The sequence below is a fragment of the Clostridium sediminicola genome (assembly GCF_050402865.1).
GTDB classification, from domain to species: Bacteria; Bacillota; Clostridia; order Clostridiales; family Clostridiaceae; genus Clostridium_AF; species Clostridium_AF sediminicola.
The window spans coordinates 86,775-101,815 of sequence record NZ_BAABMF010000012.1 but is presented as its reverse complement, the minus strand read 5'-3'; the positions used below and the strand labels follow the sequence as shown (position 1 = coordinate 101,815).

The 15,041-nt window shown below is 28.2% G+C and carries 19 protein-coding genes and 1 riboswitch; of the genes, 1 reads left to right on the top strand and 18 read right to left on the bottom strand.

All coding sequences use genetic code 11. The features are described from left to right. Positions 1-13: 13 nt before the first annotated feature. The 5 genes from ACQ3F0_RS18040 to ACQ3F0_RS18020 form a co-directional block, all read right to left on the bottom strand. The gene (locus ACQ3F0_RS18040) at positions 14-277 is read right to left on the bottom strand and encodes a nitroreductase family protein (protein ID WP_428866822.1); all 264 of its coding nucleotides are present in this window, start codon (positions 275-277) and stop codon (positions 14-16) included. A gap of 1 nt (position 278) precedes the next feature. Further along, the gene (locus ACQ3F0_RS18035) at positions 279-668 is read right to left on the bottom strand and encodes an ACT domain-containing protein (RefSeq protein WP_428866820.1); all 390 of its coding nucleotides are present in this window, start codon (positions 666-668) and stop codon (positions 279-281) included. An 85-nt stretch (positions 669-753) separates the two neighbouring features. Further along, a riboswitch (guanidine-I (ykkC/yxkD leader) is annotated at positions 754-850 on the bottom strand. 162 nt (positions 851-1,012) lie between these two features. Then, positions 1,013-1,672 (bottom strand): HAD family hydrolase, encoded by a 660-nt coding sequence (locus ACQ3F0_RS18030; protein WP_428866819.1) that lies wholly within the window; start codon positions 1,670-1,672, stop codon positions 1,013-1,015. A 96-nt stretch (positions 1,673-1,768) separates the two neighbouring features. Next, complete coding sequence (locus ACQ3F0_RS18025) at positions 1,769-2,302, bottom strand: GNAT family N-acetyltransferase (RefSeq protein WP_428866817.1); 534 nt, start codon at positions 2,300-2,302, stop codon at positions 1,769-1,771. 175 nt (positions 2,303-2,477) lie between these two features. Continuing rightward, positions 2,478-2,645 (bottom strand): hypothetical protein, encoded by a 168-nt coding sequence (locus ACQ3F0_RS18020; RefSeq protein ID WP_428866816.1) that lies wholly within the window; start codon positions 2,643-2,645, stop codon positions 2,478-2,480. A 264-nt stretch (positions 2,646-2,909) separates the two neighbouring features. Here ACQ3F0_RS18020 and ACQ3F0_RS18015 point away from each other — a divergent pair, with 264 nt between their 5' ends. Continuing rightward, a complete protein-coding gene (locus tag ACQ3F0_RS18015) occupies positions 2,910-4,070 on the top strand; it encodes a MerR family transcriptional regulator (protein WP_428866814.1) in 1,161 nt (386 codons plus the stop codon). Between the two features lie 115 nt (positions 4,071-4,185). Here ACQ3F0_RS18015 and fliB read toward each other — a convergent pair whose 3' ends face one another. The 13 genes from fliB to ACQ3F0_RS17950 form a co-directional block, all read right to left on the bottom strand. Beyond that, positions 4,186-5,343 carry a flagellin lysine-N-methylase gene (gene fliB, locus ACQ3F0_RS18010; protein ID WP_428866812.1) on the bottom strand — a complete coding sequence of 386 codons (1,158 nt, stop codon included), beginning with the start codon at positions 5,341-5,343 and terminating at the stop codon, positions 4,186-4,188. Continuing rightward, positions 5,340-5,792, bottom strand: coding sequence for a GNAT family N-acetyltransferase (locus ACQ3F0_RS18005; RefSeq protein ID WP_428866811.1), 453 nt, complete (start codon positions 5,790-5,792; stop codon positions 5,340-5,342). Before ACQ3F0_RS18005 ends, fliB begins: the two co-directional genes overlap by 4 nt. Positions 5,793-5,866: 74 nt before the next feature. Next, complete coding sequence (locus tag ACQ3F0_RS18000) at positions 5,867-6,784, bottom strand: 4Fe-4S binding protein (protein ID WP_428866809.1); 918 nt, start codon at positions 6,782-6,784, stop codon at positions 5,867-5,869. 20 nt (positions 6,785-6,804) lie between these two features. After that, positions 6,805-7,245, bottom strand: coding sequence for a MarR family winged helix-turn-helix transcriptional regulator (locus ACQ3F0_RS17995; RefSeq protein ID WP_428866807.1), 441 nt, complete (start codon positions 7,243-7,245; stop codon positions 6,805-6,807). A gap of 121 nt (positions 7,246-7,366) precedes the next feature. Beyond that, positions 7,367-8,320 carry an alpha/beta fold hydrolase gene (locus ACQ3F0_RS17990; RefSeq protein ID WP_428866806.1) on the bottom strand — a complete coding sequence of 318 codons (954 nt, stop codon included), beginning with the start codon at positions 8,318-8,320 and terminating at the stop codon, positions 7,367-7,369. Positions 8,321-8,378: 58 nt separating this feature from the next. Continuing rightward, entirely contained in the window at positions 8,379-8,882 is a 504-nt protein-coding gene (locus ACQ3F0_RS17985; RefSeq protein ID WP_428866805.1) for a helix-turn-helix domain-containing protein, read from the bottom strand. A gap of 448 nt (positions 8,883-9,330) precedes the next feature. Next, positions 9,331-10,233 carry an NAD-dependent epimerase/dehydratase family protein gene (locus ACQ3F0_RS17980; protein WP_428866803.1) on the bottom strand — a complete coding sequence of 301 codons (903 nt, stop codon included), beginning with the start codon at positions 10,231-10,233 and terminating at the stop codon, positions 9,331-9,333. Between the two features lie 483 nt (positions 10,234-10,716). Next, the gene (locus tag ACQ3F0_RS17975; protein WP_428866802.1) at positions 10,717-11,802 is read right to left on the bottom strand and encodes a DUF3626 domain-containing protein; all 1,086 of its coding nucleotides are present in this window, start codon (positions 11,800-11,802) and stop codon (positions 10,717-10,719) included. Positions 11,803-11,965: 163 nt separating this feature from the next. Beyond that, the gene (locus ACQ3F0_RS17970) at positions 11,966-12,514 is read right to left on the bottom strand and encodes a nucleotidyltransferase family protein (protein ID WP_428866800.1); all 549 of its coding nucleotides are present in this window, start codon (positions 12,512-12,514) and stop codon (positions 11,966-11,968) included. A 308-nt stretch (positions 12,515-12,822) separates the two neighbouring features. Further along, complete coding sequence (locus ACQ3F0_RS17965) at positions 12,823-13,347, bottom strand: HXXEE domain-containing protein (protein ID WP_428866798.1); 525 nt, start codon at positions 13,345-13,347, stop codon at positions 12,823-12,825. Beyond that, positions 13,340-13,489: a histidine phosphatase family protein gene (locus ACQ3F0_RS17960; RefSeq protein WP_428866906.1), complete on the bottom strand. Its 150-nt coding sequence runs from the start codon at positions 13,487-13,489 to the stop codon at positions 13,340-13,342. The genes ACQ3F0_RS17965 and ACQ3F0_RS17960 overlap by 8 nt, the downstream gene beginning before the upstream one ends. A gap of 284 nt (positions 13,490-13,773) precedes the next feature. Then, a complete protein-coding gene (locus ACQ3F0_RS17955; RefSeq protein WP_428866797.1) occupies positions 13,774-14,058 on the bottom strand; it encodes a hypothetical protein in 285 nt (94 codons plus the stop codon). 53 nt (positions 14,059-14,111) lie between these two features. Next, on the bottom strand, positions 14,112-15,023 hold the full coding sequence (locus ACQ3F0_RS17950; protein ID WP_428866795.1) for a radical SAM protein: 912 nt from the start codon (positions 15,021-15,023) through the stop codon (positions 14,112-14,114). Between the last annotated feature and the right edge of the window lie 18 nt (positions 15,024-15,041).

Genomic DNA, 15,041 nt, shown 5'->3' with positions numbered 1-15,041 from the left:
GATTGTAAATGAGTTACCTCATCCATTCAGTAACTTCTTTCCATTGCTTTCGTGGACGTGAATTAGGAAATTGATTTGCATACCCTATAGCTACAGCAGCGACAAGTTCATCTTTGCGATTTAACCAAGAACATATTTCTTTATGAGAATAAAAAATATCACAAATCCAAAGAGAACCAAGTCTTAAATCCTTTGCAGCTAAAATCATTGTTTGAATAGACGCTCCAATTGATTGAGTATCAGTAAGTAGTCTATAATGATTGTAATCTTCTTTCAAATTAATTTATAACTTCATAATTTTCATTAACTAATGCTTCTATAGCATTATCTATATCACTATCTTTAACAAGTATGTAGTCTGTATCATAGGTGGAGACTGCAAATATGCTTATTCCCTTTTGTGCTAATATTGTACTAATTGAAGCAAGAATTCCAATTAGAGAAAAATCTAAAGGTCCTTCTATTTTTAGAATTCTCCAATCTTTTTCGCACTTTATATCATTGGGAACATCCTGTTGATTACACACAATTGATAATTCATCTGATGTTTTTGTTATAGAATAAAATTCACTATTTTTTATCCAGTTAGGAATTGAATCAATTTTGTTTAACCTACAAACCCCATATTTTTCTTTTAATAATTTCATTGTTAATATTTTTTTTGACATCTTTTATTTCATCCTTTCCTTAACAAGTACTGGTATAATTCTTAAAATAATTAAAAATAAAAAGCCTGAGAAATATTGTTTTAATATCTCCCAGGCTTTTATCCTTCCGTGTACACAGTGAACTGTGCGTTCTCTCTTGGACCTATCCAGTTATATACTGTGGAACCCTAGAAAACTATGTTAAACTTTTTAACTTTCAATAATATTAAATCAATTTTAGCATAGGACAATATTTAAATCAATAAATTTGATGTATCTTTTAATATCTCTCCAGTTAATTTTTATACATTACAACTATAATTTTATAGTTATTTTGCCTTATATAAATATTACGTAATAACTCCTTAAGCTGACAGTAAAAATCTCTTCAAAGAATCAACAGTTGAAAAATAATAATCCGAATTTAATTTCATATAGTCCTTTATCTCTGGAATAACATGTGACCATCCTGCACCAGCGAATGCAATGTTACAACTTTTTGCCATATCTAATCCAGGTTTTAAGTCATCTACTACTAATATCTCTTTACTATCTAAATCGAATCTTTTCATAATTTCTATTATTGGATAGGAGTTAGGCTTCCGCTTATGTTCTTCTAATTCCCATCCGAATATTAAATCTGGATTTAACTCACAATTTAACATGTAATCTCTCGTAATCTGTTCGCTCTCTGAATGAGATACAACACATATTATACCACCTAACTCCTTGTATTCTGTTATCAACTCAGAGAAACCAGGGTAAAAGTCAGGTATTTTTGTGTTTGTATAACTTTTCCATATTTTGTATTGATACTCCTGTTCTTTTTTACTAAACTTCAAAATATCTTTACATAACTCTGAAAACCCTGGGTTAAAACAATATGCAACAAATTCTTCAAAGCATAAAGGTTTCATATTCGGTCTTAATACTTTTAGAGCTTCAATAAATGAAGGATAGTGAATGTTTGGTGTGCTTTTAACTACTGTATCATCATGGTCTAAAATTAAACAGCGATATTTCAATTTTATCTCCCTCTCATTTGTTATTAACTTAATATATCAAGTAGATTTTTATCAGTAATAGTCAAACCCATTTTCGTTCCATTTCATTAAAATCAATTAATCAATAGGTAACCCCATTAATAAAGAGTCATAGAATTTGCCATCAATTAAAAAATCTCTTTTTATTATTCCTTCTTTTGAAAAACCAAGTTTCTTATATAGATTAATACCTCTTGTATTATCAGTTCTAACTCTTAAATTGATTTTTCTGATTATTCCCGTGTTTTCACTCCACCTAATTAAATATTTTATGAGTTCTTCCCCTATACCATTTCCCCAATATTCTTTAAGAATACTTACTCCAAATTCGCCAACATGTGCATTCCTTTCTCTTGGTCCTCCTGAAAAGTTCAAATTCCCAACTATTTTCCCATTGACTTCTGCTATAATAAATAAAGCATTTTCCTTTTTTAACACATTCTCAATAAAGTCTTCTTCTTGTCCAACACTTCTTCCAAACTCATCTACTCCAAATGTTAAAAAATCTGACTCTCCTCCAATAATGTTCAGATAATCTATTAATGTTTTAGCATCAGACTTATTCGCTTTTCTGATTATTACTTTTTTATCCTTAGTTTTTCTTTCATTCATCAAATACAACTCCTTCAAAAATCTTATCATTTTTAGATTTATTAGATTCAATTTTTTTCTTAATTGTTTACCCTTCCGTTAATTCAATATCTATATATTATAACTATATGTTAGTTTACTTTTCAAATTATTTTTTACTACCTCTATCGCTTGATAGCATAACCATCTTCTACACCTATTTATTCTCTAAGTTCTTTTTTATACCTCTTAAAGTAACACCTATCCATACAAGTAAAACTATAATAATTGGTATTCCCCAATAAAGAACCCAAGAAATTCTATTTAATGCCTCACTTGTTGAAATCATATTCATTATCTCATTTGTTAAACTGGGATCATACATGTAATCCATCCTTTCTTAATTTTTACTTCTGGTTAAATCATATGCAAATTATAACATATTTTTCATATATACACATCATTGGATTTATATAATTTTATTTAATATTAAGGATTTTAGAATTAATTTTTTTAAAAAAACTGTTGACCCTAACATTATGTCATAGTGTAATATAATAATAGAGTTTCAATATATTGTTAAGAACTCATGGCCGGCGGAATATTAGCCTGTATTGATAGCTCTAGAATCAAACTTGGAGGTATAGTAATGAGAACAGTAAAACAAGTTTCGGATTTGGCAGGAATAAGTGTACGCATGCTGCATCACTATGATAAAATTGGATTGTTAAAACCAAGCAAATTCACAGAAGCTGGTTACAGACTTTATGATGATGAAGCTCTTGAAACCTTGCAGCAGATTTTATTTTTTAAAGAACTTGATTTACCTTTGAAAGAAATCAAAGAAATCATGGATAACCCTAACTTTGATAAAAGCCAAGCACTTAAAAATCAAAAAAAGCTGCTTATTTTAAAACGCAATAGATTGAATGGTTTAATTGAGCTCATAGACAAAACATTAAAAGAAGAAAATACAATGAGTTTTAAAGAATTTGATATGAGTGAATATTTTAATGTATTGGAAGAATTAAAAAAAGAACATGAGGATAAGATAATTAAAAGTTGGGGTAGTGTAAATAAATATAATGAATTTATTGAAAAATGTAAATCTAATGAATCTGAAATTGCAAAAATTGCTATAAAGCAATATGGAAGTATTGAAAAATATACTAAAGCTATAAAGAAAAATTTTAATAGTGATATAATAACTATATCAGAACAATATGATGAGTTTAAAAAAGATTGCTTGGAAGATAAGCATCCTAAATTAAAAGAACTATATAAAAAGCTTGTATCTGATTTAACTAAAGACCCTTCTTCAAAGGAGATTCAACAAATTGCTGAAGAAATATCAGATACAGCTAAAAAAGATTATAAACTTTTCAAAATGGATAAGGGAGACGATCATTGGTACTATATGTTACAAAATTATTTATTAAATCCTGAGTGGATAAAAGAAGTTGATAAGAAATATGGAAATGGTGCATGTAAATTTATTGGAGAAGCTCTGAAAAATTTCTTAGGCGATAAGCAGCCTAAAATAAATATACTTTATAAAAATCTTACATCTGACTTAAGTAAAGATCCTTCTTCAAAAGATATCCAACAAATTATTGAGGAAATTGCAGATATAACTAAAAAACAACAAGAATCTTTAAACGTGGATATGGGAGATAACTATTTGGAGTTTACAGCTGATCTTTATTTATCAAAGCCTAAGTTTATCAAAGCAATCGATAATAAATACGGCAGTGGTTCATCTAAATTTATTGGAGAAGCCTTAAAATGTTATTCTGAAAATAATAAGTAATGAATTAAAAGCTATCTAAATTTGAAATCTTTTCCCGAAATATAGAGAAGCCAATTTTGGCTTCTCTATATTTCGACACACATTGATTCCTGAGATTTTTGATCAGTACTTTCCCCTAATTCATTAATATAATTAGAAGTTCATCTAATTTGAATACATTATTAGTTTTAAAAACTTCTGCTAAAGTTTCTATATTTTCCTCTAAATGTTCAATATCTTTAGAATACATATGCATTATTTCTACTGCATCTTCATCAGTAAACTCACCATTTTCTATCCATCTTGATACAAATAATTCTTTAATCATTAAGTAACTAACTACTGCTAACTTTACTTTTGCAGATACATCGTAGTCAAAAACAGCCTTCATAAAATATCTAAATACAAAGTAAACTAATAGATTTTCAAACTTGTACATCTTATCTTCATAATATTTATTAAAATCTTTATGTTTAGCTAAATAAATCTCTTCATTATCATCACTTTTCCAAAAATATCTTAATACATTATCTAAGCCCAATGGATCATTAGGGTTTATATGTTTTAATTCCTTAAATACTTTAAAGAATTCATGCATTCTATGGTATTTAACACTTTCTTTACCTTTATACTTATGTAAACTATTAATCTCTTCATTTAAAAAGTTATTATCTACGTATTTTTCTTTAATACCTTTTATACCCTGTATATTATTTTCATCTATTTTTTTTTGAATTCCATTGGCAAATTTAAGAACTAAAGAAACTCTATTCTCTAAATCAATCTCACGGTTTTGGAAAATATTAATAATTACTTTTCTACACTGCATAAGATATATAAAAAGCATAGCATCAATATCATGATATGAAGTGATTTCCTCTGTATTTTCGCTCAACTCAAATTCTGTTTTGCTGCAATCTCTCAATATTAGTCTTGCAGCTTCTGGACATGATAATGATATTCCTATCTCACGTAAACTTCCATATTCTTCTATGTATCTTGGATATTGTTTGCATGTATAGCACAGGCTATCTTCTCCAATTTCACTATATATGTCACACATTTTATTTTGGTTTAAAAATGGACAATTGTTACCTTTTAATCTAAATATATTCTCTCCATCTTTATGTACTATCTCACTTCTTAATCTTTCCCCAAAATCTGACTCTACCTTTTGATAGTGGTTATATGCTTCATCATCAATTACAACTTCCCATCCAGCACAACATGTATCTTCGCATTCTGAAGCTATACATTTAAAGTCTTTAAAATAATCTGGCACTCGTATTTTCATTCTTCTCTCCATTCATAACGACATTTTTGTGTCTCATTTACTGAGTAGGCATCCGATGTTTTTGGTATATCTACAATTTCAATTAATTTTGCTCCAATAGTTTCACAAATTTTTCTTGATGCATAATTATCTGGGTTGCATGTGATAATAACTTTATTCATTGAATGGTCTTTTATTACTTCTTTAATAATCCTACAAGCCTTTGCAGCAAATTTATTTCCACGATACTGTTTTTCTATACCATATCCAATATGTCCTATATAATTTATTACTTTTTCTGAATTTCCTAATCTTAAATTTATATGACCAATAAGAGTGTTAGTATCATGTAGTAATATTTGAAACTTATACTCTGGTGATCTTCCCTTTAGAGCATCTCCTTTACTTTTTTTGAATATAATAATATCAATTTCTCCATCACTTAGAACCTCATAATCTTTCAATTCCATGTTATATCCCCCTGAATATTGAAATACTTTATCAATAATATTAGATTATAGCAACTATCCATGTGAATTTCAATTTATAACATTGACTTCTTGATCTTCTCATAATCCCCTTTAAAGAAAGTACATTCTTTAACACATACCGTACACCCATTATTTCTTGAAAAAGGAATAGCACATTTTTTATAATCTATACATTGTTTGGAATCGTCTTTGAAAACTATTGGGTGTTTAAATATAGCTCCCCCTGGGCATTTTTTTACACACTGATTACAATTTTCACAAAATTCATTAATCCAAAGATGTTCATTATTATCAGTTATAGGTAGGTTTTCAATATCTGTATAAACTGCCGCTATTCTTAATGATGGTCCAAAATTAGGTGTGATCAACATACCATGTTTTCCTATAGTACCTAAACCTGCCTTTTGTGCTAAAAGGGGGTAATTCACTTCACCACCTAATGACGGTCCAGCTTCTGCGTTATATCCTCTGTCATTTAAGAAATCCTTAATCTTATTAACCATTACATTTAACTCATAATAAGTTCTAAAGATTTCTTTTTCTGCACTTTTTGAAGGTGCAGTATTAATAATTTCATGGTCCATTTCCATCACAAAAACCACTGCATTAGGGTAAATAATCTTCTTATCTTCAAAAATAAAGGAAGGATTGACTACAGCAAAGCCAATGATACTTGCACCACATTTCAAAGCAAGAGCCTTCATATCTTCTAAATCTTTTGGTGTAATTTGCTTTGAAGGATTTTTCGGCTGCTTGTATAATTCTTTATATGATTTATTCATTTCTTTTATAGATCCAACCATGTATTTATATAAATTTGGTAGTGATTTAGCCTTTGTTTTGATACTTCCATACTTTAAAACTATTTCAGGCACATTTAACCCTTTGTGAGCATGTTCACTTGGATTAATATATGGCAGACTTTTATCAATATATTTATTTATATTGGGCATTACTTTCTTCATATCCATTGTTTTTTCATCTCCTGTAATTATTTATCACTACTATTTGCTAATCTCTCTGAATTATTATGCAACAAAGTAAGTAAATGATATAGAGAAGCTTTATCTTCCTTTGAAAACCCATTAAAAAGATCTTTTTCTACATTCATTTTCACCATCATAAGTTCATCAATAATTTTTTCACCTTTTTCCGTTACATAACAATGAAAATTCCTTTTGTCATGCTCATCTACTTCTCTACGTACAAAATTTTCTTCTTCTAACTTTTTTAAAGCTTTTGTCACACTGGCTTTTCCAACCTTTTTAATTCTTGCTAATTCCAATTGATTGATACCAGGTATTGTATATATAAGTAAGAAATATTCATATTGCCCTTGCTTGATGCCATATTGTTCAACATTTAACCCTATAAAATAATTCACATTAGCTGTTATGCCTCTGATTAATGAACCAAATTCCATTGCTTTCATATCTTATTCCTTTCGTTACCCCATACAATCTCCAACTTTCATACAACTAAAAAAAACGTTCACCGGTAAACTAATTGATTTAATTATAAATCCAATTAGTTTACTAGTCAACCATTGCTCATTATAGATTCGCTTTGAGTAATAAATCATCCGTAATCTCAACAATTCGATCAATATTATTTAGATAGATAAAGTGATTACCCTCAAGAATTTCATATTTTGCATATTCACCAATTCGCTGAAGATGTTTATGCTGATATTCTTGAGGCGTCATTTTAAGCTGTTTATTTGGCGTTTCGTAAGTCTGCTTGGAAATAATTTTGAAGTATGGAACAGATTCAGGGAAAGGCAAGTCCATGGTTTGTTTTATAAACTCAGATGAATTTGTCATCTGTTCTAAAACGGTATCATTTATTGAAAAACCTGAAAATACAATTGCATCATTTATTTCTGTTAGAGTAAAACCTTTTGAAAACAAGTCGTTTTTATTTACAGATAAAGGCGATAAAATTGAGGTAATACCTATTGCCTGTTGGAATTTTGCAATTTTAAGTATTGATTTAAAAATAGCTGGCATTTCATCATAATAAGCAGTTGATGTGCCATCAAGAGAGATAAGAGCATCTACTTCTTGGGGGTATTTAGAAGCATAGTATTCACTGTAAATACTTGAAATCGAATGTGGCATTAGAACATACGGTACTTTAAAACCCGCTTGGCTGAGTGCGGTTCTTGTTTCTTCAACATAACTTTCACAGGTACGTGGCTTTGAAGTTTCACTGCTAAAACCTACGCCAAAATACTCGACGCAAACAACTGTGTATTTTTCACTGAGTTTACGTATGAGCGGAGCAAAATCAGCAGACGGAAGCGGAACACCCATACCAGGAAGTAATACAATTGTTTTCTCACCATTGCCCATTGAATAGACATGCATTTGTCCGTCGTCAACATCAACAAGCTGACCATAAGGTTTAATTTGTTCTAATTTTCCTTTAAAATATGAAGCGTGTAAAATCGCACCAATTAACATGAAAATTGTAATCACTGCAACTATTATTCCAAATAGCATCATAATCTTTTTCCCTCTTTTCATTTTTGATTTAGTTATTTTACGTACTCCTTATTAATTATTATGAAGGTGAGGATATTATAGAAATATCTCTGGCCTTTCTTCCGTCCGCTGATTCAAAGTTATATTTTACAATAATTTCGCGTAGTTCCGCTAAAAAATCGTCGAACTCTGTATCACTCATCATCAGCACAGTATCGTTTAAAAATATTCTATCTTTACCAGGATCAGGGTTTTCGCCACTGAAATAATTGTGAAACTTTGCGTAATTGCACATCAGAAATCCAAAGGCATTTTGAGCAGCATTTTCAATAGTGTTGTGCTTTGAAATATCTGAAATGTTCAAAGCAATTGTTCTTTCAAGACTTCCTCGAACTTTTTTTTCTGATACAACAGACAGAATATTGTTATCAATCAGAATTTTTATATGCCGGTACATGGTTGTTCGTGGTACATCACTAATTTTTTTACAAAGATCTGTCGCTGTAATGCTTTGCCCTGAAGCAAGTTCCTGGATTATTCTCATCCGGATAGGATTTAACATTATCTCGTTTATATTTTTCATAATATGCCTCCTTTTAATTCCATTTATAATTATAATACCATTTTTGGAATTAATCAAGCAAAAAATTAACCCATCTTATGAGTCTGCATTAAGGATTATATAAATAATCTTTACTTCGTATTTTTTTACGAGGATGAATATATAAATTAAAATTTCTGGATCTTAAATTGTAGCCGATTCTATTAATAATTCCCCTATATTTAAAATATATTTATTTTGGGATAATACAGCCATTTTCTCACTCTCCATATTTATCTAATTTTATCATTGTAATATTTCTATACATAATACATATTTTTAATTATGATTCAAAACTTAATTAGTAATCTTCAATGCTTATATTTTAACCATGATTATATTGAATACGTTGCGAACCTAAAATCACGTTACTTAAACTCAACAAATTGGAATTTATCGATTAGATTAGACTACGTTTATTCCTAAATAATTATTCAAAATTTTGTTGAACAAAATTGATGTAATCTTTTTTTGCAACTTCATCAAAATTATCCTTAAACCATTCATAAGACTCCTTTAATCCCTCAAATAAATCCTTTTGTTCTGATAATAATTCAGCTTGTTTCGATACATCTAAACTATATTCATAATCATAAAAACTAAAATAGTCTCTTTGATTATCATGATTAGTTACATATATTTTTTCTAAAGGTGTTCCTACAACCTTATAACATAATTCAACAAATGTATTTATATCTACCAACTCTGTATTTCCAACATTAAGTATATGTTCTTTGGGATGCTTTTCTAATATTTTTTCAATAACCTTACATAAATCATCTACATGAAAAAATTGCAATTTCATTTTACCATCATTAGGAATATAAAACTTTCTATTTTTTAAAGCACATTCAAATACAAATGGCTCTCTATATACATTTTGCATTTGTCCATATAAGTAAGGAGGTCTTAAAATATATGCATTAGATACTCTTGAAATCAAGTATTCTTCTGCTTCAATCTTATCAGTTCCATATTTACCCCAAATCGTATTCAAACCAATACTTTGATTTTCTGAAAATGGTTGTATATTTGTTTCTGGATAAACAGCAGATGAACTAATAAATATGTAATCTTTAAATTCTCCAACAGCATCTAATATATTTTTAATATCTTTTTGATTATATCCACATACATCTATTATGGCATCAAAAGAATACTGTTGTAGATAATCCTCTAAATTATTTCTATCTGCACAAATTAAATTAACATTCTTTATTTGTTTTTTAGTACCTCTATTTAAAACATAAACCTCATAATTTTTTGATTGAAAGTATTTTGCTATATATTTACTAACAAATACAGTTCCACCTGTAACTAATATACGTCTCATAAAATCCCCTACAAATTCCTATTTATTAAGTTTTTTACATCGTTCATACGTGGCAGTATATTACAACTTTGAAGTAACTCTATAGAAATTATAACATATTTCCACATCACTATATCTCTATATAAATAAAAATTTTTATTTTTCTATACCGTATTATTCAGTTTTCAAAAAACAAATTATTTGTGTTAACATATCTATTAATTAGTACGCATTTTATACAACCACTCCTTTTATTTAGTTATATTATGTTATATCGCCATAAATTACAATATCGACTCAACTCATAAGGAAATTATGATAGTTATTCTACAATCCGATTGAATTGCGAAATAAAAATACCGTAAAATCCATTGCTGAATAATAAGGTATTTAAAGAAATTATTTTGTTTTACAGTTATTTCGCCTTATAAGAACATTGTGACTTAATCTAATAAAGCATTTTGGGGTAACAGTAAATAGTTATGCCATTTTTGTATACTAATATTACCCATATTGAACTAATACATGCCATAGTTGCTTTAAATATTGGAAGGTTTTATTTGTGTCACCAAATTCAGACCATTTACTAGGATTACGCTCTATTAATCTAGAAGCTCTTCCAATTGTATTTGCATCTATATAATTAAATGATGTTTGAAGTTCTTCTAAAATCTTTTTTGCAAATGGTTTTATTATTGGCCCTCTAAATTCATCTGGTATATCATTCACAAATACTTTGCGAGCAGATATCCATTCAACATTAATGTCAAATTCTTTTGAGATTTTCAATATATATTGTAATATTTCTGTTCCTTTAAATGATTCATCTAGAACAAAACACTCAATATCATTCTTAAGATTTATATCACCATGAATTTGTACTTCAATATAATCATCCAAAGCCTTGCCTATACTACCATATTGGGTAGATAAATTATTTTCATTCATCTCTGATAAATACTTTATTGCTTTTATTAAATTATAACCGTTACTATTGAAAAATCTTTTTCTTTGTATTATTTCATCTAGCATAGTTCTCATAATAGAATAAAAAGAATCTTTAGTTCCAGTAGATTTAGGTTTTAGATAACTATCTCCAAATGTAAAAGTACATCTATCTAAGATATTCCTATTGAGTTTAAAATAACAAGAGCCAAACCTCGGAGATGCACCATCTTTGTAATTCATGATATTAAGGGAACCATATTTTACTCTTCTATCATGATTGGTTTCTTTGCAATGATAGTGCCCTCCAAAAAGTTCTCTTTCCCATAAATCACGTTCTCCACCTGTATAAGCTGTTTTACTTCCACTTGTAGTCCCAGTTTTAAACTGACTATAATACATACCTTCTTTCAATATTTCTTCTATAATTAGAGTTCCTCTATTTGAAATTCTATCAGGATGAAAGTTTATAGTTACAAATGAATATTGAAAAATATTATTAATCAATTTCTCTATTTGTATATCTTCTAATAAATTCTGTTTAAGAAGTTTTTGAATTTGTTCCTTATCGAAAGTTTCTTTTTTTTTTGAACTCATATTTATAAATTCAATTGCTTTAATTTCATGTGGTAATAATTTCTCCATTTATTTATCTCCCTACATACTTAAAATTCATATAAATACCTCATTTCGCAATATCTTACCATTATGACTTAAAATAAATATTCTACGAATAACATTTGATTAAATTAAAATTGTACAATAGTAAATATTTTAATTTTAATAGTTAGTTCGCATTCCGTAAACATTACGAACTTAAGATTTTCTCAATTTTCTTTCTTACTTCTATTGGTAAACAGCCTTCCAATGCTCTCTCTAATAAAAAAGTTCTTTTAATTCCGTTTGATAGAAGGTAATTTTCTATCATTTTTATTTTGGCTTCTCTGTTAGGAATTAATTGATAAATTACATACCACTCTTCTAAAGATGTGAAAGGAATATCTACACCATTAATTCTTTTAAACTCTGTAATTGACTTTTTGTCAAAAATATATTCAAATACTCCACTATTATGATTAACTGCAAATCCTGCCATTACATCAACATCAAATCCATTTATTATATACTCATAAAAATATTCTGTTGAATATGTGGAAGTCTTTTCATAAATACTCTTTTCACCAATTCCTTTAAGAATATTATCTGCTTTATGAATATCCTTTATATCTACAAAAATATCTATATCATTAGGTTTCTCTATAAGCCCAAATTGATTTAGCAATATGGACGCACCAACTCCCCATACTATATTTGAATTATTAAGTTTTTTACCGATATAACTTAAAGTATTGAACATTTTTCTGTCCTCTCTTGTTTTTCATATTTAACTGTTGCATCGCAACGTAAGAAAAGGTTGCAATTTTTATTCCATATTTATTTTTTGAGACAAAACTATTACTTTAATTTATTTGTAATAATAAATATGACTAAAATAAAAGTTTATAAATCAAACAATTAATATGGTAGCTTCATATACCATATAAGGGTTTTCTAGTTAATTTGACTTTCTTTGGATTACGAAATAAAAATGCCGTAAAATGAATCATACGCTATTTTAAGAATATTACTCACTATTTGAAATTTAGATTATGCTCATTTGCTTTGCTATTCATATTGGACTAACCATTTGTTGAATATATCCATACCTTTATGAATAATAACTAAATTGACCACCATTATTATAAAGCCGAAAATGGCATACAAGACAACCGTACCTAACGGGAATATTGGTATTATATTCTTAATGATATAAATACAAATAGGCAAACAAATAATGCTTGTAACAATAGCAGGGACATATTTTCTTACAATCAATGTTTGAAAGCAATGTATTACTAAATGTAAAGCAAATGCAATAAACAAACCTATCCATAGGTTATACCAATTCGTAATAAAGGAAACCACTGTAATTATACTAATCAAAATAAATTCTTCCGCTACTCCAAAAGCGAAAGATGATGTTGTAATATTATCAAAATGAGGTAATAACTTTTTTGATACTTTAGGGAATTTTTCACATAAATAGAGTCTATTTTTACTTATCCACAGTTGCATAAAAATTAATTCTTCAAAATCGTGGAAAATAAAAAGTATTGGAAAAAGCCATACCATTATTTTTATATCATTCATTACTTACTTTTCTTTCTCTAAAATCATCAATAATTTCAATATCTAAGTTAAATGAATTTGCAACCTCTCTTTTAGTATCTACAGCCCTTTTATAAGGACTAGAATATACTTTATTCATAAAATCCCCCTTCAAATTATGCATTATTATGCTTTTATTTATCATTTCATTGCTCCCTTTTTATTAATGATTAACTAAGACAACTCAATTTATAATTTACTAGTTATCTACTTCCTACTACTATTCTAAAACAATTTCATTGTTTTGTTAAGGTAATAACTCATATCCATGAAGTTATTAAAAGTAAAGAATATGACTAAAAAAGTTGATAATTTCAATAATTAAGATAGATAACATCATATACTTTATTTAAGTTGTCCTATTAATTCGTACTATCTTTGAATTAAAAAATAAAAACACCGTAAAATTCATTTTAATGGTAATGGAATTATCATTTTTATCAAAGCTGCAGTTGGTATCTCAACTAACTTATCAGTTATATTAATTTCACCATGATATACTGTTTTTGCTGTAATTATAGCTCTGTTTAAACTACTACAATAACACTTATCCCACTCCTTATCAATAACTACTTCGTTTTTTATTACTCCTGCAATATCATATTCAGCCATATATTTATTATACTCTTCTGATGTCATAAAACTTTTCCTTTTTAAATCTACTTTAAAATGCCTTATAAGTCCTACCTTCACATGCTTCACTCCATTCCATACAAATAACAAAAATCAAGATTCACTCTTTAATATCACATATTGTACTTATATTTTTTTAAACCTGCTAATTTAGCACTTTTTATAGCACTTTCATATTCTTGATTTGATATTCTCCTACTTAATTCATCAAAGTTATAGGCTTTATGGGAAGGATAATACTGTGCCATTATATTTACATATGTATCTGTAGATATCTCCTGCGATAAAAATCTCATTATCTTTTCTGTTCCCGCTAAATTTATTGGGAGCACCAAATGTCTAATCATAAGTCCTTTATATGCAATGTTTCTATCATCCACCTTTAAATCCCCAACCTGCCTATGCATCTCTTTTACGCAAGCTTCTGAAGTTGTAAAATACTTTTTTACCCCTAAATATTTATATGCAATATCATCATCTGAAAACTTTATATCAGGCATATAAATATCTATAATTCCCTCTAATTGCTTTATTGTATCTACGAAATCATATCCGCCTGTGTTATAAACTATAGGGATATTTAATCCCTCTTTTGCAGCAATAAAAATTGCTTCTACTATTTGAGGTACTATATGGCTTGGAGAAACAAGATTAATATTATGACATTTTTTCTCTTGTAAGCTAATCATAACTTGGGATAATTTATCTGGATTTATTTCTTGCCCTTCCCCACAATAACTTATTTCATAGTTTTGACAAAATACACATTTCAAATTGCAATGAGAAAAAAATATTGTACCTGATCCATAGCTTCCTACTAGTTCATCTTCTTCACCAAGATGAACTTGTGCACCAGATATAATAACATTTCCCAAGGTCTTGCAGTAGCCTCTTTCTCCCTTTAATCTATTTACTTTACACTTATGAGGACATAAAGTACAATTCTTAAGCATTGAATTTAGAAGATTAACTCTTTCCTCTAGTTCACCACTTTTGAGTAATTTTAAGTATCCAGGTTTATACATAGGTTTCATCCTTTCATG